This is a genomic window from Nostoc sp. (assembly GCF_036917195.1).
In the GTDB taxonomy this organism is placed as follows: Bacteria; Cyanobacteriota; Cyanobacteriia; order Cyanobacteriales; family Nostocaceae; genus Nostoc.
In genome coordinates this window covers 199,180-218,665 of sequence record NZ_JBALDG010000028.1, presented here as the reverse complement: position 1 = coordinate 218,665, position 19,486 = coordinate 199,180, and the positions used below count along the sequence as shown (strand labels likewise).

The following is a 19,486-nucleotide window of genomic DNA, read 5'->3' as shown; positions in this document are numbered from 1 at the left end:
AAAAGCCCAATTTGTCTTGTCAATAAGACATTAATATTGTGTGTTTTATTTAGATATTTATTCTCTTTGTGCTTAGTCACCTATATATAAAAGTCCTATTTGATTGGTGAAAACTTAAGCTACCCTCGACCAAATGAGGCAAACCTTAAATTCAGCAAATGATTTAGGACTGCTAGATCAATTCTGATTTAGTAACAACTCGATTATTAACAACGTAAAAGAGTAACAGGAAAAATATGAATATCATTGTTCGTTTATTTGGAGCGATCGCTCTCCAAATATCTGCGTTTGCTGCGATGTCTAGTATGGCGATGTCTGATAACAAGCCCCTGCCTATCTATACCCAGGAGGCTCCTACTGTTTCTCAACCGAAAACAACACAGAGGATTTGCTCTTTAGATCCCATTGAGGATTTATTACCTCCACCACAAACCAAAGCAAGTAATTCTTTGCTTTCTTACCTTGCTGAACAGGGTTTTACACAGAATCAAGAGGGTTCCTGGGTCTGTTATGCGAACGATCCTAAAAAAGAAGGGCGTTACTTTACTCTGTTTAAGGTTAAACAAGTTGATGGCAGGCTCATAGCAAGTTCTTTCCTAGATGAGGGCAGTCTGATTCAGGGGCAGGAAAATCGTAGCTTGAACTTCTTTATGATGCTGATTGAGCGTCATATGAATACTACTCAAGAGAATCGTCAAGGTATACGTAGGTATTTAGAAGCCTTCGTTTCCTTAGTAAAGCAAGGGAAGATCAAACCCACACGTCGTGGGTTTCTTTTCGATCAACCAAACCGGGCATTGGTCTTATATCACACACTCTCATCAGGAAATCTCAAAGGTACCGGAATCACGATCAATATTTCTTTACCTAAGAGTTGAACCGGGGAGTGAAATGGGTATAGATGGGGATTCAAACCTCACCCAACTCGGAAAAAATTTTCTCCCAATCCCCAATCCCTAGTTACCAAGGATAGGAACGTTGTTTACAGACTCGATGAGTCTGCGGTATTGCTGCGACTTGTTGAATTTCCAGAGCTATTAATATCGACTTCTCACGGACTGAAAGAGGGACGTGAACAACCAATGAAATTACTGTCATTTAGTGGAGGTGCATCTTGCCTAAATCAATTGTTCAGAGAATTGCAATGCTAAAGACGGTTCGCTTGGCGACCATCGCATTCTCATCTGTTGCAGTAGTACTCACTACGTGTCAGTCTGCTTTTGCACAGCTCAATATTGGACGCTATGGTATCCAACAAGGACTGGAGTCTGAGTATCTCCAGTACCAAATCAATAACCAGAATCTGAGCCAGATGCGAGTCATTCCTGGATGTGATGTGGGATTTGGTCTGACCTGCAATAAAACTGGATCGGTAATCCAACGATTAGTGGAGTTAAACGACGGGACTAGCTATCAAAACCTCCTGATCCGAGCAGCAGGTGGGGAGAAAAACTTTCAGAATTTCGCTAGCTTTTACGGTAACAATCCTAATCTCTCTGCGGTGCCTTACGCCTCATTTTGGAGAAACCAATCCCCCGCAATCATGGATAGCTCTCAATACCTTCTTGGACAACCTGTTGGTCGCAACCCAGTAGAAGGACTCGGACTTGTAACCAAGCAGTTTTACTGGTCACCAGACTCAGGAGTCAATAACTCGGTCAGCCTCCGTAATGGATTAGTAGACTTGAAATTGTCATACGGACGACTGCTGTTTGAGGAGGCCTCAAAAATTTCCAACATTAAGGAGCAGATTCAGTCTTTGGGTCTGTCGCCAGAGATGACTAATTTTTATTTAGATAAAATCTCTACAGGCTTGGATGCGTTGAGTTCTGGAGATCAGAACCAACTCCAACAGAGGATTTTTGAAGTACTATCCTTTCCATACTCCGAAGATGGTGGGGAACTCGGACGCCCCAATAACGCGATTCCACAGGAATTGAATCAACTCTTGGGAGAAGATGTCCCAGGAGATATTTTACTAAGTGACAATCCACTAGCGTTGGAGGGAGAAGCTATGGGACTCGATACTTTCCCTGACGCTGTGGGAGATGTTTTGGTACAAGACAGTTCTGATTCCTTTCCACTCTGGCCAATAATCGGAATTGGGGGTCTTGCTTTAATTCTGCTTCTATTACTAAATGGGGATAGTTCTTCAGATCAAGCATCTGTTTCTTCAGGAAATACACCTACACCTTTGTCTCTCACGAGCAAAGGCGAATGCGATCTGACTCCCAGTGGTAATGGTTCTGATCACACACAGATCATTGAGATTCCATGTAATGTTACTCCTAAAACCCCTACGGAAGTGAAGAAGGTAGTGGAGCCATCAATGATCAAAGCGCTTGTATTGCTAATTGTTCTACTATGCATAGTCCGTTACAAACACCGATCTTTAAAAATCCGTAATTCGTAATTATGTTACATAAGGGGATTTAGACCCCACCTCAAACAAAGCTACCTCTACAGGTAGCTTTGTACAGATTTCTATGAGCGGTTTGACGTCCTTGATAGTATTGCTAACGAGGCTGTTGTGATAAAAGTTGCGTTAGCAAAGCTTACCGAAGGTATCGCCTGTTAATCTGCGGCCAATTCACCACATTCCACCAATTAGTCAAATACTCAGCCCGACGGTTGCGATATTTCAGGTAATAAGCGTGCTCCCATAGATCATTACCCATAATCGGATATAAACCGTCTGTAATCGGGTTATCCTGATTTGCTGTGGTCACGATCTGGAGTTTATTTTGAGGATTGCGTACTAGCCAAACCCAACCACTACCAAAGCGAGCAGTACCGGCTGCGTTAAACTGTTTTTTAAAAGCATCAAAACTGCCAAAAGTTTGGTTAATTTCTTGAGCGATCGCTCCTGATGGCTGTCCACCACCTTCAGGACTCATAAGTTGCCAAAAAATCGTGTGGTTGAGGTGACCACCACCGTTATTACGTACCTTCGTCCGAATATCTTCAGGTACACTATTCAAATCTAGTAGTAAAGCTTCAACACTTCTTTTTTGCAAATCTGGATACTGCTTCAATGCATCATTTAAGTTCTTGACGTAGCTAGCATGGTGCGCGTCATGATGCAATTTCATTGTTTCAGCATCAATAGCTTTTCCTAGTGCCCCATAAGCATAAGGCAATGGTGGTAGCTGTGCGGGGAAAGCACTTAGTGCCCTATTGGGATAAGCTACAGAAGAAAATGACCTAGCAACCGTTGGTGTTGGTATAGAAGATTGTGCCTCAGCTATTAGTACTGGTTCATAATAAATTACCAGAATTGTCAGCACAATTGTTGTGAAGAAAAAAACTGTAGTTTCTCGCCAAAACCTGATCATAAATTGTAGCCTCAAAATCAATATTATTTGGCTTGTAATCTGATCATGTACTGTTGTTTGACAGCCCAATCAAGCCAAATATATATCTTACCTTAGTTGTCAAGTAATTCGAGCAAAAATACTCAAGAGAATAGAATTAATCACAGCCAATGCATGGGGCCACTTAATGCACTTCAAAAGCCCCATTTTCAGCGAAAAAGCTCCACTAGATGCAAAAAAATAATTGCATTCAAAATTTTTGTAATAAATATAACTTAAAAGTGACATAGCTTTAATGTCTAGAAACTTTTAAGAATATCTCTTAATACACTGTAACAACATGCAAATATCTAGTTATAAGTCCATTATCTAATTTCTTCCCTTGGGTATATAACTTAAAATTACAAGCAAAATTCTTGATAGATATAGCTGAAGTTTTATTTTGCTAAACCTATAATTAAAACCTTGTAAACATGAAAATTTGAGATCCTGACAACTGTGTTGTGATTTTTATTTAATTAAAGTACAGATAAACAAATCTAATCTATAAATACCCTTACGTTACCATAATTTTTGATATTTATATCTTTAATAGAGGCGATTTGTAAATTTTCACGACCAATGTAAAATCAAGTCTTATTTATAAATTTATGCTAAATTTTATTTCTTAAAAAATGTTTATATATACCAAAATAAAGAGTCTTGTCAACCTAATAGAGTAATAGGAAAACTTACCGTACCCGTATGGGGAAGCAAGCTAGGCGTAGCGGACGCACCAGAAGGTATCGCTGCGTCTATCTTTAAGATTTCCAATTAAAAAATATTAGACATCTCCCGAAAAGATGTAGAGACGCTTAAGCGGAGCGTCTCTAAGTGCAATTTCGTTTCTATACAAACAATTTCGGGTAAATTTTCCATTATTCAGCTTAGTTTTTTAGTTTTAATCTGTCTGTAGATAGCTGCAATGTTGCGGGCATCATCAATGCCACGATGGTGTGTGCCTTTCAATTCTATCCCCAACTCATTGAGAGCTTGTGCCATGCCAAATTTCTTAGACACACCAAGATATTCTGAAAATTCCTCTTTGATATTTATGTGTTCTGAAATAAAAGGATAAGGGAAATTATGAAACGCGCAGTCTTGAATAAATTGCTTTTTGTCGTAATTACCCCAAGAACAAAAAATATAATTGGTAAATGAATCAATCCATTCTTTGAAGCGAGAAATTGCCTCTATAAATTTTGGTGCTTCGTCAACATCTTGCTGTCGAATACTAGTCAATTCGGTGCAAAAACCTGTCAGTTGTGGATGTCTCACGGGTTGAATGAATTGCTGAAACTCGGAATCAATTTCCCACGTTGCTCGATTAAGCATCACTGCACCAATTTCGATGATTTCCATTTCGTGACGAGGAATAGTCCTATTGTCACAGCACGTAGCCTCCAAATCGACTATCAGATAATAGTGGGATCTCTTCGTTTTCATATTAAGTAATAGAGGGTGAAAATTAGTATCAATCACTCTATATAGAAATTAGGGATTGGCTACTTGTACTGAGCGTTGCCGTAAAGCCTGCGGCATAGCTACGCTTAGGGCGCAGCCTCTCGTAGAGAAGTATTGGGAAAATTCTTTCCCAGTCTTCGTATAATAAATGCTAGAGCAGTTTTGTAATTAATTAAATGCTGCTCTCATGTGGGAATTTTGATGATAAACTCGGTTCCCATACCTGGTTGAGAATTCACATCTAATACACCTTCGTGTTTCTCTACAACTATTTCATAAGCGATCGCCAAGCCAAGTCCAGTACCTTTCCCAACGGGTTTTGTGGTAAACAACGGTTCAAACAAGCGTTTTTTAAGTCGTTCAGGAATACCAATCCCATTGTCAGCAATCCGAATTACAACCAATTCTTCAAAATCTATTTCTGTGGCAATTTTAATCTGAGGAATTAGATTACTCATTTTGCCTTGTGTTATAGCTTCATCAACAGCATCAACTGCATTTGCCAGAATATTCATAAATACTTGATTCATCAGCCCAATATAGCACTTTACCTCTGGTAATACTCCATAATTTTTAATAACTTCAATGCGGGGACGAGCGCCATTAGCCTTGAAGCGGTGTTGCAAAATCATTAGCGTACTATCTAGTCCTTGGTGCAAATCAGCAGATATTTTGGTATCCCTATCCGAGCGGCAGAAGTTGCGAAGTGAATTAGAAATGTTCCGAATTCGTTCACTTCCTAGCTGGAGTGAGTTCAATATTTTTGCCATGTCTTCGAGAACGAAGTTTAGATCCAAGTCTTCAATAGCAGTAGTAATTTTTGCTGTTGGGTTTGGATACTCTTGTTCATACAGTAGGAGCAACTCAGTTACTGCTGCAATATATCCTTGCAAGGGAGAAATATTGCTGGAAATAAAGTTGATGGGGTTGTTGATTTCATGTCCAATACCAGCGATTAATTCTCCAAGTGTTGATAACTTCTCTTGCTGCACTAGCTTGACTTGGGCTTTTTGCAAAGCCTTGGTGCGATCGCTGACTTGTTGTTCCAAAGATTCAGTCAATTGTTTGAGTTGTAAATGCACGCGCACTCTAGAAATGACTTCCTCTTGTGCAAACGGTTTAGGGATATAGTCTACTGCACCAAGGGAAAATCCCTTCGTTTTACTCTCCGTATCCGCTAAGGCAGTGGTGAAAATAATTGGGATATTTTGGGTAACAGGATTGGCTTTGAGGCGACAACAAGTTTCAAATCCATCAATACCCGGCATTTGTACATCCAGCAAAATTAACTCTGGTTGATTGCGTTCAGCTTGGGCGATCGCACTTTCTCCATCGACTGCAACACGGAAACGAAAACCCTCACTATTGAGCGCTTCACACAGGACAGATAAATTTGTCGGATTATCATCCACAATCAAAATAAATCCGTTATTTTGAGTTTTGTTCATGATGGATTTAAAAGTAAAATTTAACTCCAATTAATTGAGATATTGTTGAATAAAAGTTTCCAAACGTTTTAGTTGAAAATTACTAGCAAGCTGGGTGATTTGCTGGGTAAAAGCGCTTAATTGCTCATCAGCTACAGAAAGTTGCTGAGTTATTTCTAAAATACTTTGAATATCCCCGTCTTGTGCTAGTTCGAGTAACTGTTGTAAAACCTCTTTGGCAGGATAAATCATCTCATTGGGTTGATCCAAACCACCTGTATAGGTTTTTTTAATGGCGTCTACCTTACCATCAAAAATCCATTCTAGTTGCAAAAATTGTCGTAGCATTTCTAGAAGCGTTTCCGCTTCAACAGGTTTTGGTAGAAATACATTTGCACCTACATCAATACTCTTATGCTGGTCAATTGCAAACACACTGGCTGAGGAAGCGATGATCGGAATCTCTTTAAATTGCCCAGACTCACGCAAACGATTTATCAATTCAAATCCATCCAATATAGGCATCACTAGGTCAGTGATAATCAAGTCTGGTTTGTGGGCGAGAGCCTGTTCCCATGCTTCCTCACCCTGACTAGCTTCTACAACAGTAAACCCAACTGGCTCTAATAAATTTACAATTACTGATCGGTTTTCCCATCTGTCATCTGCAACCAAAATGGTGCGCCTTTGTCCTTGATAATCAATAATAGTTCCCTGCTCAACCACTCTGGAAACCTTTGCCCAGTCTTTAGATTCTGGTAATTTTGCCTCAAACCAAAAAGTGCTACCTTTACCAAATTCACTTTCTACCTGAATTTGACCACCGAGCAACAAAACAATTTTTTGGCTGATTGCTAATCCCAAGCCTGTACCTTCAGATTGTTGTTTTTGATTTCCCACTTGCTCAAAGGGCTGGAAGATTTTCTCGGCTTGTTCAGGGGTTATACCCGTGCCGGTATCTATTACTTGAAAGCGAATTTTGTAGTTAGTCTGTCCATTGGCATTTGATTCTTGGCCAATGACCTGAACTTTGAAGGTGACACTGCCTTGATGAGTAAATTTAATGGCATTACCAAGCAAGTTAATCAGTACTTGCCGCAAGCGTTTTTCATCAGCATGAATGCCCGTTGGCAAATCAGGATCGAGTTCGACGAGAAATGCGATCACCTTTTGTTCTGCCCGGATGCGGCACATTTCAGTCACACTATCTATAAAGGCAGGCAAGTAGAAATCAACAGCATGCAATTCTAATTTGCGAGCTTCTATCTTCGAGAGATCCAGGACATCATTAATTAGAGTTAGTAGATGGGAACCACATTGATAAATAACCCCAACTCCTTTGCGTCCTTTCTCGGTCAAAGATTCTGTGCGTTGGAGGATTTGTGTAAAGCCCAGGATGCCGTTAAGGGGTGTGCGTAGTTCATGACTCATATTGGCAAGAAATTCACTCTTGGCTTGACTGGAGTTTTGAGCGACTTCTTCTGCAAAGCGTAGTTGTTTCTCGATGCGCTTGCGCTCGACAATTTCAGTTGAAAGCACTCGATTGATAGCTTCTAACTGGGCTGGGCTGGGTAGTGTCAAAGCTTGAGGTATGAGATAAAATAGCGCAAATGCCGTATATATCGAAATAATGGCAGTTAAAGCTTTTAAACTACCTGCAATCCAATAGTCTGGATACCAAAGCGTCCAAATGTCCATCAAGTGTCCAGTACCGCAGGCAATGATAAAAGCACCAAATAATAAAAAGACTCCATTGAAAGGAACGTCTTTGCGCTTGGAAATAAAGTAAATCAGTAGGAAGGGAATAGAATAATAGGCAAGAGCGATCGTGGCATCAGAAATAATATGGAGCCAAACTAATCCAGTTTGCCAGAGATAACAATGTCCGTGGGGAATAAAACCGTTAGAGTGGAAAGGATAGTTGAAAAATGTCGGCATAATACTAGAGGTTGCTGGATTTGAAATGTAGACCGATAACCTTAGTATTCCCAAAACATCAAGACAAAAGCGCGATCGCCACTTTTTTATATTAGTTTTTATTATTACGTAAAGTACTAGGGTATCAAGAAAAGATGGTGTCTGGTTTGCGACGCCGATAGCGTTCGCGCAGCGTCTCGTAGAGAAGCGTTAGCGAGTCTTGTCTGCGACACGCTACGCGAACGAGCGTCATAGCCCGTCTTAAATATCGCCTGCAAAACTTACAATCTCATTGAGAAAAAAATCTCAGCCTGCCCAATCCCTGTATGATAAATATTAGAAACCTTTTGTAATTATTTGAAAACTGGGACTATGGAGATTTTGACACTAGGTTGGGTATCACTGTTAGTTGTGTTCACTTGGTCAATTGCAATGGTAGTTTGGGGACGTAACGGACTGTAGAGGCATGGTGGAAAGTCCATTTTTGAGTATTTTGGCTTTATTTGCTGTAGTGCTGCTGGTTGTAGTCACTGGTGGTATTGGTTATTTGACCCTGGCAGATTGGCGCGATCGCCGTCGCCGAGATGAAGAAAAACGCACTAGCCGCAGCGCCACTCCCAAGCGGCGATAATTTTCTCGTAGTTAAAAAATGTTTTTGTAGGGACACGATATTATCGTGCCCCTACACTGTTTTATCTGGCATTTAAAGGAAATAACTGTTACCTTTGCGATCGCTGCGGGAATCATAAGATAGAAGACTTTCAATATTTTAAGTCCCACTGGGAATGGAAAACTCCTCTACTATTCAACCCATACAACCAAATTCAGAACAGCAAAAATCTCATTCAGATATGACATTCTCCCTGCATCAGAATGAGCAACAAAAAGCCTTGTCTGGAGTTATTGCCCGCATTCGCGAGTCTCTAGACATAGACGCTATCTTCAAAATTACAGTCACTGAAGTACGTCAGCTTCTGAAAACCGATCGGGTTAGTGTGTTTCGTTTTTATCCTGATTTGGCATCGGAAGGGGAATTTATCTATGAAGATGTGGGAGAAGAATGGGGTTCGACACTAGCAGCCAAACTACGCGACCACTGCTTTGCTACGGAGTTTGCTGGACTATATCAGCAAGGTCGGATTAAAGCAATGGCTGATATATATCAAGCTAGTGTCAGTGATTGTCACGTCCAGATGCTAGAAAGATTCCAAGTACGTGCCAATATAGCTGCCCCCTTGATCAAAGGTAAAAATTTATGGGGATTGCTGTGTATTCATCAATGTAGTAGTCCTCGGCAATGGGAAGTATCAGAAATTGAGTTTGTGCAACTTATTGCTGAACATCTAGGAGTTGCTTTGCAGCAAGCAGATTACCTGGAACAAGTAAAACTACAATCGGCACAACTAGCACAAGCAAAAGCTAGAGAAAAAGCAGCCGAATGGCAAAAAACCATAGCCATAACTATTGAGAAAATTCGTCAATTCCTAGACTTGGAAAGCATTTTCCACACAACCACCGCAGAACTTAGGCGGTTGCTAAATGCTGACCGCGTGGGTATTTATCGCTTCAATCCCGATTGGAGTGGTGAATTTGTGTTTGAATCAGTGGCAGAGGGTTGGATCTCCCTGATGCATGAGCAGTTGCAGCGGCCGGAATTGAATGAAAACATCAGCGAATGTAGCACCAAAGATTTAGCTAAACCCCCAGTGGCTGATACCTACTTACAAGATACAGAGGGTGGTAGCTTCAGCAGTTCTGAAGTATACCGGATTTGTAATGATATTTACAGTGCAGGCTTTAGCGATTGCTACATTAAAATCTTAGAAATATATCAAGCAAGAGCTTATGTGATCATTGCCATTTACCATGGTCAGAAGCTCTGGGGTTTGCTAGCAGTATACCAAAACGCCAGAACCCGTGATTGGCAAAAAGATGAGGTTTACTTGCTCACCCAAGTTGGCACCCAACTAGGTGTGGCTTTGCAGCAAGCGGAATTTATCCAACAAATGCAAATCCAAGCAGCAGAGATTAGCAAAGCTGCCCAAAGGCAAAGGGCGTTGGCGAACACCATAGAAAAAATTCGTCAGTCACTTGAAATTGAAGCCATATTTAAAACGACTACTCAAGAAGTCCGTCGGCTATTAGAAGTGGAACGAGTCGCAATTTACCGCTTTTATCCTGACTGGAGTGGCGAATTTGTGGCTGATTCGATTGTTGATGGCTGGATGCCACTGGTTAAGCCGCAGCCTGTCACAGAAAGCGTTCTAGTGCAGGGAACCAAAGCGGGTAAGTATGCACGAAATGAAATTTTTGTACCAATTTCTCAGGGCGAAAAGCTGTGGGGATTGCTAGTCGCTTATCAAAACTCCCAGCCCCGTTATTGGCAAGATGAGGAAATCAACTTATTGGCACAAGTTGGTGTCCAATTGGGGGTAGCATTACAGCAAGCTGAGTCCTTGAAACAGATGCATGTGCAGACCCAAAAACTGGCTCAAGCTGCTGCACGAGAACGGAAAGCAGCCGAAAGAGAGAAGGCTTTAGCCGCAACCGTGGAGAAAATTCGCCAGTCTCTTGATATTGATACCATCTTTGCCACCAGTACAGAAGAAGTCCGGCGGTTATTGGAAGTTGATCGAGTGACAATCTATCGATTCCGCGCTGATTGGAGTGGCGAATTTGTTGCTGAGTCTTTAGCCCCAGGTTGGACACCAGTAAGGGAAATTGTACCTGCAATGTCTACGACGGGCGTAGCTGCCTCAGGTAATTACCTGCAAGAAACCCAAAGCGGAGATTTTGCTAATAGTAAAACTCTTGTTATTAAGGATATTTACAGCAGTGATGATTCTATTCCTTATATTACCCTGATCGAGCTAATGGAGGCTAGGGCATATATGATTGTGCCAATTTTTCAGGGTGAGAAACTTTGGGGATTACTAGCAGCTTATCAAAATATCAAACCCCGTGATTGGCAAGAAGATGAGGTAGATTTGCTGATGCAGATTGGTATTCAGTTAGGGGTAGGACTTCAGCAAGCGGAATTACTCGAACAAACTCAACGTCAAAAAGAAGAACTCACCCAGACTCTTAAAGAATTACAGCACACTCAGAGCCAGTTGATTCAAAGTGAGAAAATGGCAGGCTTAGGGCAGTTAGTTGCTGGTGTATCACATGAAATTAACAACCCGATTAGTTTCATTTACGGTAACATCACTTATGTTACTGAACATGCCGAAAATTTATTTAAAATACTGGGCCTCTATCAGAAACAGTATCCTAAGACAACAGGAGAAATTCAAAAACAAGCAGCAGCACTGGATTTAGATTTCATTAGTAATGACTTGCCCAAAACTCTGACTTCAATGAAGATGGGGGCAGAGCGAATTTCTAGATTAGTCTTGTCATTACGAAGTTTTTCTCGACTTGACGAAGCAGGAATGAAGCCCGTTGACCTACATGAAGGCATCGACAGTACTTTGCTAATTTTACAAAATCGACTGCAATCACAGACTAATTCTTTTGCTATTGAGGTAGTTAAGCAATATGGTGAATTGCCCCCATTAGTCTGCTATGCAGCCCAGATAAATCAGGTGTTTATGAATATTCTCAACAATGCGATCGATGCACTGGAAAACTCAGTAACTAGTGGAAAAATAATTGACAATCCTAAAATTTGGATTCGTACAGAAGTTATAGAAGGGAATACTATTCTTATTTGGATTGGCGACAATGGTTGTGGGATTCCAGAGATTATGCGATCGCGCATTTTTGAACCTTTCTTTACTACAAAGGAACCTGGTAAAGGTACTGGTTTAGGTCTATCTATTAGTTATCAAATTATTGTAGAAAAACACGGCGGCCAACTCAAGTATGTTTCTGAACTTGGTAACGGCTCTGAGTTCTGTATCCAAATTCCGAGCAAACTGTGAGTTAGCTAGAAGAACTCCAAGCCCAACACAGCACTGTCAGACGACGATAATTTTTTTATATTTCGCTCAAAGGTAGAAATATTTATTAGTACTTTTACACCTATGCTACAATCAGCCCCTAGCTTGGAGAACAGCTACTCTGTAGAAAAGCTTACAGAAAAAGTGAATACTAGTTGTTGGGCTTTCACTAAAGGTCTGAAAAGTTTGATTCTTATTAATATACATAATTATAGATTTATATAGTGCGTAAGTCTTACCTAAGAATGAGGGCAATTCCGTAGAGTCTTTATAAAGTGATACCTGTACACTTATTTAATTTTGTTACGGAAATTACACCATGAGTTCTCAACAAAAATCCAATAGTAAACAAGGGGAGACTGCTGCCAAGAAAGAAAGCACAGCAGCTAAAAAAGCTGATAAAGCTGATAACTTGGATTTAGATTCACTTCTTTCTGCATTAGAAGGAGACTTGACTGCTCTTGATAGCGAAACTGCTACTGGCTTAATCGAGGAGTGGTATACTTATTTACACAAAGCTAAAGAGCCAGAAATCAAAGAAATTGCCGATAACCTTAAGCAACTCAAGCAACTGGTGAAAAGTGGTAAGGCCACAGGTCATGAAATTGGTGAAGTGCTAACTGAAGTTGGTGAGCAAACAGGTAATGTCGCTTCTGATACTGATAAGGAACTAAAAACTCCGTTACAGAAGTTGGGTAAGCAACTTCGCAATATAGGTGTTTCACTAGGTAAGGCGGAAGACCACGAACAGATTGAACACATAGAATCAGTAATAGAAACCCTTGAAGGAGACTTGACTAAAATTGAACCTGAGGCGGCGCAAGGTGCGATTGATACGTGGTACACCTTATTGCATAAGTCTGAAAACGAGAATCTCCAAGAAGTTGCTAATGGACTTAAAGAACTTAAGCAACTTTTGAAGCGCAAAACCGCCAAAGGTACTGACTTTGCCGAAGTGCTGACGAAACTGGGCGAACAAACTCAACAAGCTGCAACTGAAGCCCCAAGGGGATTTAAGGGGCCAATTCAAAGATTGGGTAAGCTTCTAAGTAAAGCTGGCAAGTCATTGGATTAATTTTAAAGTCTGTTTAATTACCGATAATAAAAGCACCTCATTTCACTTTGGCTGAGGCTAATGTGGAGTGGGGTGTTTTGTATAATTACATTACTACGTTTTCGCGTCTTACAACTGGTTTATTTCAGTTACCAAATTATTTATTAACGAACCACAAAGACACAAAGGAAGAAAAGGCGATGCCTTTGACGGGCTCTCCTGCGGAACGCTACGCGAACGCCTACACACTGTGGAGATTTTTACAGGCGATCACTTATCATAATTTCACTACCATTAGTAATATAAAGCGATCACATTTTGGTGGGTGAGTGGCGATCGCTTGTTGATATATAGCAAGAAAAAAATATAATACGGTTAGTTAATTTAATTATTTTGCAACAAATATTCTACCAATGAATGAAAAATATATATGTGAATTTGCTATATACATTGATGATTCTGGAAGTCCAAAGCCAGACCCTAAAGACCAATATCCCTTCTTTGCTATGGGTGGTGTCTTAATCAAAAGGAACGATGAGCAAATAATTAAACAATTAATATCAGAGTTCAAAAGTCGCTGGTCTATTCCTCTAGAACAACCCTTGCACGGTAATGAAATACGCTCTCGAAAAAAAGGCTTTGCTTGGTTAGGTAAGCTTCAAAAACCAGAGCAAGATAAATTTTTGGAAGACTTGACACTTACTATCATTAGTTGTCCAATAATTGTTCATGCCTGCATAGTGTCTCGTCAAGGATATCTCAATCGTTATCTTGAAAAGTATGGTGAGGAAACCTGGGAGATGATGAGAAGTGCATTCTCTATTGTAGTTGAACGTAGTGCCAAGTATGCTGGAATAAATAATGGTAGTCTAATGGTTTATTTTGAAGCCGCAGGAAAAAACGAAGATACTTTACTTAAGCAATACTTTCATGATTTAAGAGCAAAAGGACATCCTTTTGATGCTAATAGATCGGATAAATATTCACCTTTATCTACTGAAGATTTATCAACCACACTACGTGGAATAGATAGTAAGACGAAGGCAAACGCAATTATGCAGATTGCTGATTTGTGTTTGTATCCCATCGTTCGTAGCAAAGACAATCCCGATAACCAAGCATTTTTGTCCCTCAAAAATGCTGATCTCCTTGTCGATTGTCACTTGACACAGAATCAGATTAATACATTAGGAATTAAGTACTATTGCTTTGACAACCCCTAAAAACAACAAAACCGCCTTGTTAGCGGTTTGTGATGCGGCAGTCATACGACTACCCCCAGGCTGTGCCTAATCACTATAATATCTTCAAACTTGCTGATTGTCAACTCAGAACCACTTAATGGAAATTTGGAGGTGCGATCGCTCATTTTAACGAACCGCAGAGGCGCAGAGGACACAGAGGAAGAGAAGGAGCGATCGCATGGTAAAGATTTTGCAGGCGATCGCTTTTTTTAACTAATCGCAGAGGCGCAGAAGACACAGACGAAGAAGGGGAGCAATCGCTTCGCTTTTTTTCACAAACCAAAACTCCTTGTTTAATTCTTGGGTTCTTCTTTGAGTTTATTGTTCTGGTTTTTGTGTTGGCGTAGCTAGATTTTATTATCCAAATAGGGAATTGTGTGGTTACTCCATTCTTCGTGTATATAATACTGCTAAGTGAATAGCATTCAGTGTCATTTCATAATCGTGCAGTCTCCTTTCATGCTCTTTTGCTAACTCGTTACTTCTTGTTTGAGTTTCTTCCTCTAGTTTTTGTTGATTTGCTGGTGTAGCCCAAAAAGTTGGGCTAAATAGTGAATAATGTTGTTTGTTCATTATTTTTCCTGGGTATTGTAGCGAGGTAAAGCGAATAGAGTTTTTATCCATATTAAACCTCCTAATGGAGAATATAAAACATTTGTACTATAAAATAGCAGATATAAGAATTATTTTTGACTAAAAAACTTGCCTTGGAAATAACAAATTCCCAAAGCAAGCCCAATTGCTAATTCTTTTTTTCTTCGCACCTTGTGTGCAAAAAGCGTTATGAACGCAGTTCGTTAAAGTTGCTTCACTTCCGAAACCAACTTCGCCACCATATCCTTCGCACTACCAAAAAGCATCGTAGTTTTATCCTTGTAGAACAACTCATTATCTACACCGGCAAAACCCGTACTCATCCCGCGCTTAATTACAATCGTCTGCTTCGCCCGATCTACTTCCAAAATTGGCATACCATAAATTGGGCTATTTGCATCACTCCGCGCTGCCGGATTTACCACATCATTTGCCCCAATTACTAAAGCCACATCCGCTTGCTCAAACTGAGGATTAATATCTTCCATGTCGTGAAGCTGAGTATAAGGCACATTTGCCTCTGCTAGCAACACATTCATGTGTCCTGGCATTCTCCCAGCAACGGGGTGAATGGCATACTTGACATCAACGCCCATCCGTTCTAGCTGATCTGACAATTCCCGGACGCTATGTTGCGCTTGGGCAACTGCCATACCATAACCAGGCACAATTACCACAGAACGGGCATAACCCAACATCATCGCCCCTTCTTCGGGATCGATGCTGCGAACGGTTTGATCGATCGCACTACCACTAGCAGCAGCACCACCAGAAGTAGATCCTGTACCAAAAGCGCTGAACAGCACACTAAATAAGGAGCGGTTCATCGCCTTACACATAATCTCGGTAAGAATTAAGCCAGATGCTCCCACCAATGCGCCAGCGATGATTAACATATTGTTCATCACCACAAATCCCGCCGCCGCCGCCGCCACACCTGACAACGAGTTCAACAGCGAAATTACCACTGGCATATCGCCGCCACCAATGGGGATGACGAACATTACACCCAGCACTAAGGAAACAGCTACGACTCCTAAGAATATGGGTAAGCTATCTGGTGTAATGATTAAATAGGCACTGCCTACCAAATAAGCACCTAGAAGTAAGAGGTTAAATGGTTGCTGAAAAGGAAATGTTATGGGGGAACCACTGATTAAACCTTGCAATTTCGCAAAGGCTAGAAAACTACCTGTGAAGGTAACACCACCGATTAACACGTCCAACAGCATGGAAATGTTCACATCTAAGGGTACGGGTGCGCCAGAATCCAATAAGCGCCAGAATTCCGCAACAGCGACTAATGCCGAAGCTGCACCGCCTAAACCATTGAGTAAACCCACCATTTGGGGCATTTCGGTCATTTGGACTTTGTAGGCAACGATCGCCCCAATTCCCGATCCAATCGCCAAACCCAACAATATCATCTCGTAGTTCAACACATGCTGATCTAGCATTGTCGCCACAATTGCCAGCAGCATTCCCACAGATGCAATCACATTACCGTTTCGCGCTGTAGCTGGTGATCCCAGCTTTTTCAAACCAAAAATGAATAAGGATGCAGCGACTAAATATGTCAGCTGAATGCCAGTTGGTAAAAAGTCGCTCACGCCTTAATCTCCTTTTTCTTGAACATTTGCAGCATTCTATCTGTGACTAGAAAGCCACCTACAACGTTGACTGTAGCTAGTACTACAGCAATTAAACCGAGAATCACTGACACAGTTGTTTCTCTAGCACCTGAGGCCACTATTGCCCCAAGTACCGAAATGCCAGAAATCGCGTTTGAGCCTGACATTAAGGGCGTGTGTAGAGTCGGTGGTATTTTGTTGATGACTTCAAAGCCGATAAAAGATGCCAAAACAAATACAAACAAAGCAGCAAGTAATGCCTCTGTCATGAAATCAAAACTCCTTATGGTATATTTGGCTACTAACCTGCTCCAACGCCGCTCAAAGCTTGTAGCGCATCCTGCACGCGTTGATTGCGAATTTCACCTGCGTGGGTAACGCAAGCTGCATCAACGATGTCGTCGCTAAAGTCAACCTGCAAAGCTTTGTCTTTAATTAGCAGTTGCATCAACGAAGTTACGTTCTTGGCATACAATTGGCTGGCATGAATTGGCATCGATGATGGGAGATTGATGGGGCCGATAATTGTCACGCCGTTCCACACAATATCTTTGCCGGGTTCGGTGCAGGCGCAGTTACCACCCTGGTCAGCAGCCAAATCCACAATCACCGAACCTGGTTTCATTTGTGCCACCATCTCTTCTGTAACTAACCGTGGTGCTTGTCTCCCAGGGACTTGGGCGGTGGTAATTACAACATCAGAATTTTTGACGTGTTCGGCGACAACTTCTTGGGTACGTTGTTTGCTCGCTTCAGAAATTTCCTTGGCGTAACCACCTGCGGCGACGGTTTCTTCCTCTAATTTGACTTCAACGAATTTTGCCCCTAAGCTTTGCACTTCTTCTTTAACGGCGGGACGGATATCAAAGGCTTCTACTACTGCTCCCAAACGTCTAGCGGTGGCGATCGCTTGCAATCCGGCTACACCAGCGCCCATAATAAATACTTTGGCTGGAGCGATCGTACCTGCGGCTGTGGTTAACATCGGAAAATATTTCGGCAATGCCGCTGCGGCAATTAATACTGCCTTATAACCTGCTAATGAAGCTTGCGAGGACAAAGCATCCATACTTTGCGCCCTGGTAGTACGGGGAATCATTTCCATACTCAAGGCTGTGACTTTCCGATTTGCTAGTTGCTGCGCCACAACAGGATTTCCCAAAGGATTGAGGAAACTGACTAATACTGCTCCTTCTTTTAACAAGTCAATTTCTGAGCGTCCATCTTCTCGCTCTTGCGGTGGGCTGACTTTCAGCAGAATATCTGTTTCGCCCCATAATTTGGCAGTATCGCTGATTATTGTGGCTCCTGCTGCTTCATAGTCAGTATCATTGAAAAAAGATCGCTCTCCTGCACCCGCTTCTACCCAGACTTCCAAACCTTGTTTTACCAATCGAGCAACGGTGTCAGGAATTAATGCTACACGACGTTCACAAACTTCAATTTCTTTAGCAACTGCTATTCTCATGAAATCTCCTGAAGATAAATACCTAATCTTTGCCAAGTAAGCGATTGTCTAAATGAGGGATATCCCGCACTCTATAGTACTTAGGCAGGAACATCAGCTATGACTTTTACTTGTAGATTGAACCTTGAAACTTTCCTCTCCCACTCTTAGCTGTCCAGGCAAAGCATGACTTTGCCGCTCGCAGATGTCATATTTTCAGATAGTTGCAAACAGGGTTACGTATTGCACATCCTAGATTGATTCCCAAATTTTGCATCTTTATCTTCAGCTTATTTTCGTGATTGAGAAATTTTGGTATTCCTTTCTTATAGAGTAATATTGACCCAATTTTGAAAGCTTTATAATTTCCAAATCAAATTTTAATGATTACGACTTTGATTCAAACTCATTTTAATCAATTTAGCCCAAGTTAACTGGCGATCGCTGATGGCACGCCTCAATTTTTATCACAAAATTATCAAATTTAGATACACTTATACATATTTGGAAACACAATCCAATCCCAACTGTGTTTCTATTTAGTTCCAAATTTGACCAGCCTAGTCATCAAATCAGCACTCTGTAAGGGTAATGAAGTAAATTAATTATACGTTAAATTGATAACTAAGTAATTTTACTGTCGCCCAAACCTCAGGGAGGATGGCACTTTTTGTTGTTACTGAACGTCAATTGTCAGGAAGTGAGTAGTAAACTTTAGTAACGAATACTAACACACGGTTATTTAGATAACAAATTTATATTTTGGTAGAGGAAGCCCAATTATGCGACGTTTACTTTCCGCTTTAGCCGTGACTAGCTGTTTAGTGACTGGATTTCCAGCCCTGACTTGGGCGCAAAGTTTACCTGGATTTACGCTCTTTAGCGGCGTCAAAAGCGAAAATCAACTGCCCTTTCGGTTAGATTTTGGTGGACAAGCTAATGGTTGGGATCGATACATATTGAGGATTCCAGCCAAAAGAATGAAATTGGCAGTTGGTCAATTTGCCATTACCTACCCTGATTATTACAAAGGAACTTTTGACCAGAAAAAAATTGAAGTCCGAGTCAAAGGCAAAGCAGTTCCGCTTTCTGAGGTGAAATGGGACAAAGAAGGTAAGCTGATTAATATTTTTCCCCAAGACCCGGTGCCAGCGGGTAGCGCAGTTGAGGTAGTCTTATCTAACGTGAAAAACCCAGCCTTCGGCGGAGTTTACTACTTTAACTGTCAAGTGCTCTCTCCTGGCGATGTGCCACTACTACGCTACATGGGAACATGGATTTTAAGCATCAATTAAGCTTGGGAGCGGGGAGTAAGAATTTTAGATTTTAGACTTTCCTGCGGAACGCTACGCAAACGGCTACGCTCAGTCGAACGATTTTGGATTAAGAATTGAAATTTAATCCAAAAGAC

Annotated in this window: 18 protein-coding genes; 10 read left to right on the top strand and 8 right to left on the bottom strand. The window is 41.2% G+C overall.

Annotated elements, in window-relative coordinates:
- Positions 1-236 precede the first annotated feature (236 nt).
- Positions 237-878 carry a hypothetical protein gene (locus V7K40_RS10405; RefSeq protein WP_334959166.1) on the top strand — a complete coding sequence of 214 codons (642 nt, stop codon included), beginning with the start codon at positions 237-239 and terminating at the stop codon, positions 876-878.
- 266 nt (positions 879-1,144) lie between these two features.
- A complete protein-coding gene (locus tag V7K40_RS10400) occupies positions 1,145-2,413 on the top strand; it encodes a hypothetical protein (protein WP_334959164.1) in 1,269 nt (422 codons plus the stop codon).
- A 142-nt stretch (positions 2,414-2,555) separates the two neighbouring features.
- On the opposite strand, the gene V7K40_RS10395 is transcribed toward V7K40_RS10400, so the two are convergent.
- The 4 genes from V7K40_RS10395 to V7K40_RS10380 form a co-directional block, all read right to left on the bottom strand.
- Positions 2,556-3,335 (bottom strand): superoxide dismutase, encoded by a 780-nt coding sequence (locus V7K40_RS10395; protein ID WP_334959162.1) that lies wholly within the window; start codon positions 3,333-3,335, stop codon positions 2,556-2,558.
- A gap of 900 nt (positions 3,336-4,235) precedes the next feature.
- On the bottom strand, positions 4,236-4,799 hold the full coding sequence (locus V7K40_RS10390; protein ID WP_334959160.1) for a 3'-5' exonuclease: 564 nt from the start codon (positions 4,797-4,799) through the stop codon (positions 4,236-4,238).
- Positions 4,800-5,002: 203 nt separating this feature from the next.
- Positions 5,003-6,265 (bottom strand): response regulator, encoded by a 1,263-nt coding sequence (locus V7K40_RS10385; protein ID WP_334959158.1) that lies wholly within the window; start codon positions 6,263-6,265, stop codon positions 5,003-5,005.
- A gap of 30 nt (positions 6,266-6,295) precedes the next feature.
- Positions 6,296-8,182 carry an ATP-binding protein gene (locus tag V7K40_RS10380; protein WP_334959156.1) on the bottom strand — a complete coding sequence of 629 codons (1,887 nt, stop codon included), beginning with the start codon at positions 8,180-8,182 and terminating at the stop codon, positions 6,296-6,298.
- A 351-nt stretch (positions 8,183-8,533) separates the two neighbouring features.
- Between V7K40_RS10380 and petN the strand changes: the two genes are divergently transcribed.
- From petN to V7K40_RS10345, 7 genes are all read left to right on the top strand, one after another.
- Positions 8,534-8,623, top strand: a complete 90-nt coding sequence (petN, locus tag V7K40_RS10375; RefSeq protein WP_012408302.1) for a cytochrome b6-f complex subunit PetN — start codon at positions 8,534-8,536, stop codon at positions 8,621-8,623.
- A 4-nt stretch (positions 8,624-8,627) separates the two neighbouring features.
- Positions 8,628-8,792 carry a hypothetical protein gene (locus V7K40_RS10370; protein ID WP_298909391.1) on the top strand — a complete coding sequence of 55 codons (165 nt, stop codon included), beginning with the start codon at positions 8,628-8,630 and terminating at the stop codon, positions 8,790-8,792.
- A gap of 154 nt (positions 8,793-8,946) precedes the next feature.
- A complete protein-coding gene (locus V7K40_RS10365; RefSeq protein WP_334959154.1) occupies positions 8,947-12,087 on the top strand; it encodes a GAF domain-containing protein in 3,141 nt (1,046 codons plus the stop codon).
- A 337-nt stretch (positions 12,088-12,424) separates the two neighbouring features.
- Positions 12,425-13,180 carry a hypothetical protein gene (locus V7K40_RS10360; protein ID WP_334959152.1) on the top strand — a complete coding sequence of 252 codons (756 nt, stop codon included), beginning with the start codon at positions 12,425-12,427 and terminating at the stop codon, positions 13,178-13,180.
- A 179-nt stretch (positions 13,181-13,359) separates the two neighbouring features.
- Entirely contained in the window at positions 13,360-13,488 is a 129-nt protein-coding gene (locus tag V7K40_RS10355) for a hypothetical protein (protein WP_334959150.1), read from the top strand.
- An 84-nt stretch (positions 13,489-13,572) separates the two neighbouring features.
- The gene (locus tag V7K40_RS10350) at positions 13,573-14,382 is read left to right on the top strand and encodes a DUF3800 domain-containing protein (RefSeq protein WP_334959148.1); all 810 of its coding nucleotides are present in this window, start codon (positions 13,573-13,575) and stop codon (positions 14,380-14,382) included.
- Between the two features lie 90 nt (positions 14,383-14,472).
- A complete protein-coding gene (locus V7K40_RS10345; RefSeq protein WP_334959147.1) occupies positions 14,473-14,616 on the top strand; it encodes a hypothetical protein in 144 nt (47 codons plus the stop codon).
- Between the two features lie 168 nt (positions 14,617-14,784).
- Here the strand turns inward: V7K40_RS10345 and V7K40_RS10340 are convergent, their stop codons facing one another.
- From V7K40_RS10340 to V7K40_RS10325, 4 genes are all read right to left on the bottom strand, one after another.
- Complete coding sequence (locus tag V7K40_RS10340) at positions 14,785-15,027, bottom strand: hypothetical protein (protein ID WP_334959145.1); 243 nt, start codon at positions 15,025-15,027, stop codon at positions 14,785-14,787.
- Between the two features lie 173 nt (positions 15,028-15,200).
- Complete coding sequence (locus V7K40_RS10335) at positions 15,201-16,607, bottom strand: NAD(P)(+) transhydrogenase (Re/Si-specific) subunit beta (protein ID WP_334959143.1); 1,407 nt, start codon at positions 16,605-16,607, stop codon at positions 15,201-15,203.
- Complete coding sequence (locus V7K40_RS10330; RefSeq protein ID WP_138499926.1) at positions 16,604-16,897, bottom strand: NAD(P) transhydrogenase subunit alpha; 294 nt, start codon at positions 16,895-16,897, stop codon at positions 16,604-16,606. The genes V7K40_RS10335 and V7K40_RS10330 overlap by 4 nt, the downstream gene beginning before the upstream one ends.
- A 32-nt stretch (positions 16,898-16,929) precedes the next feature.
- Positions 16,930-18,096 carry a Re/Si-specific NAD(P)(+) transhydrogenase subunit alpha gene (locus V7K40_RS10325; RefSeq protein WP_334959141.1) on the bottom strand — a complete coding sequence of 389 codons (1,167 nt, stop codon included), beginning with the start codon at positions 18,094-18,096 and terminating at the stop codon, positions 16,930-16,932.
- Positions 18,097-18,857: 761 nt separating this feature from the next.
- Here V7K40_RS10325 and V7K40_RS10320 point away from each other — a divergent pair.
- Positions 18,858-19,370: a DUF2808 domain-containing protein gene (locus V7K40_RS10320; protein WP_334959139.1), complete on the top strand. Its 513-nt coding sequence runs from the start codon at positions 18,858-18,860 to the stop codon at positions 19,368-19,370.
- Positions 19,371-19,486 lie beyond the last annotated feature (116 nt).

What these genes read in the sequence shown, in the direction of transcription:
- V7K40_RS10405 (WP_334959166.1), top strand. Translation starts at nt 237, where the DNA reads ATGAATATCATTGTTCGTTTATTTGGAGCGATCGCTCTCCAAATATCT.
- V7K40_RS10400 (WP_334959164.1), top strand. Translation starts at nt 1,145, where the DNA reads ATGCTAAAGACGGTTCGCTTGGCGACCATCGCATTCTCATCTGTTGCA.
- V7K40_RS10395 (WP_334959162.1), bottom strand. Translation starts at nt 3,335, where the DNA reads ATGATCAGGTTTTGGCGAGAAACTACAGTTTTTTTCTTCACAACAATT.
- V7K40_RS10390 (WP_334959160.1), bottom strand. Translation starts at nt 4,799, where the DNA reads ATGAAAACGAAGAGATCCCACTATTATCTGATAGTCGATTTGGAGGCT.
- V7K40_RS10385 (WP_334959158.1), bottom strand. Translation starts at nt 6,265, where the DNA reads ATGAACAAAACTCAAAATAACGGATTTATTTTGATTGTGGATGATAAT.
- V7K40_RS10380 (WP_334959156.1), bottom strand. Translation starts at nt 8,182, where the DNA reads ATGCCGACATTTTTCAACTATCCTTTCCACTCTAACGGTTTTATTCCC.
- petN (WP_012408302.1), top strand. Translation starts at nt 8,534, where the DNA reads ATGGAGATTTTGACACTAGGTTGGGTATCACTGTTAGTTGTGTTCACT.
- V7K40_RS10370 (WP_298909391.1), top strand. Translation starts at nt 8,628, where the DNA reads ATGGTGGAAAGTCCATTTTTGAGTATTTTGGCTTTATTTGCTGTAGTG.
- V7K40_RS10365 (WP_334959154.1), top strand. Translation starts at nt 8,947, where the DNA reads ATGGAAAACTCCTCTACTATTCAACCCATACAACCAAATTCAGAACAG.
- V7K40_RS10360 (WP_334959152.1), top strand. Translation starts at nt 12,425, where the DNA reads ATGAGTTCTCAACAAAAATCCAATAGTAAACAAGGGGAGACTGCTGCC.
- V7K40_RS10355 (WP_334959150.1), top strand. Translation starts at nt 13,360, where the DNA reads ATGCCTTTGACGGGCTCTCCTGCGGAACGCTACGCGAACGCCTACACA.
- V7K40_RS10350 (WP_334959148.1), top strand. Translation starts at nt 13,573, where the DNA reads ATGAATGAAAAATATATATGTGAATTTGCTATATACATTGATGATTCT.
- V7K40_RS10340 (WP_334959145.1), bottom strand. Translation starts at nt 15,027, where the DNA reads ATGGATAAAAACTCTATTCGCTTTACCTCGCTACAATACCCAGGAAAA.
- V7K40_RS10330 (WP_138499926.1), bottom strand. Translation starts at nt 16,897, where the DNA reads ATGACAGAGGCATTACTTGCTGCTTTGTTTGTATTTGTTTTGGCATCT.
- V7K40_RS10325 (WP_334959141.1), bottom strand. Translation starts at nt 18,096, where the DNA reads ATGAGAATAGCAGTTGCTAAAGAAATTGAAGTTTGTGAACGTCGTGTA.
- V7K40_RS10320 (WP_334959139.1), top strand. Translation starts at nt 18,858, where the DNA reads ATGCGACGTTTACTTTCCGCTTTAGCCGTGACTAGCTGTTTAGTGACT.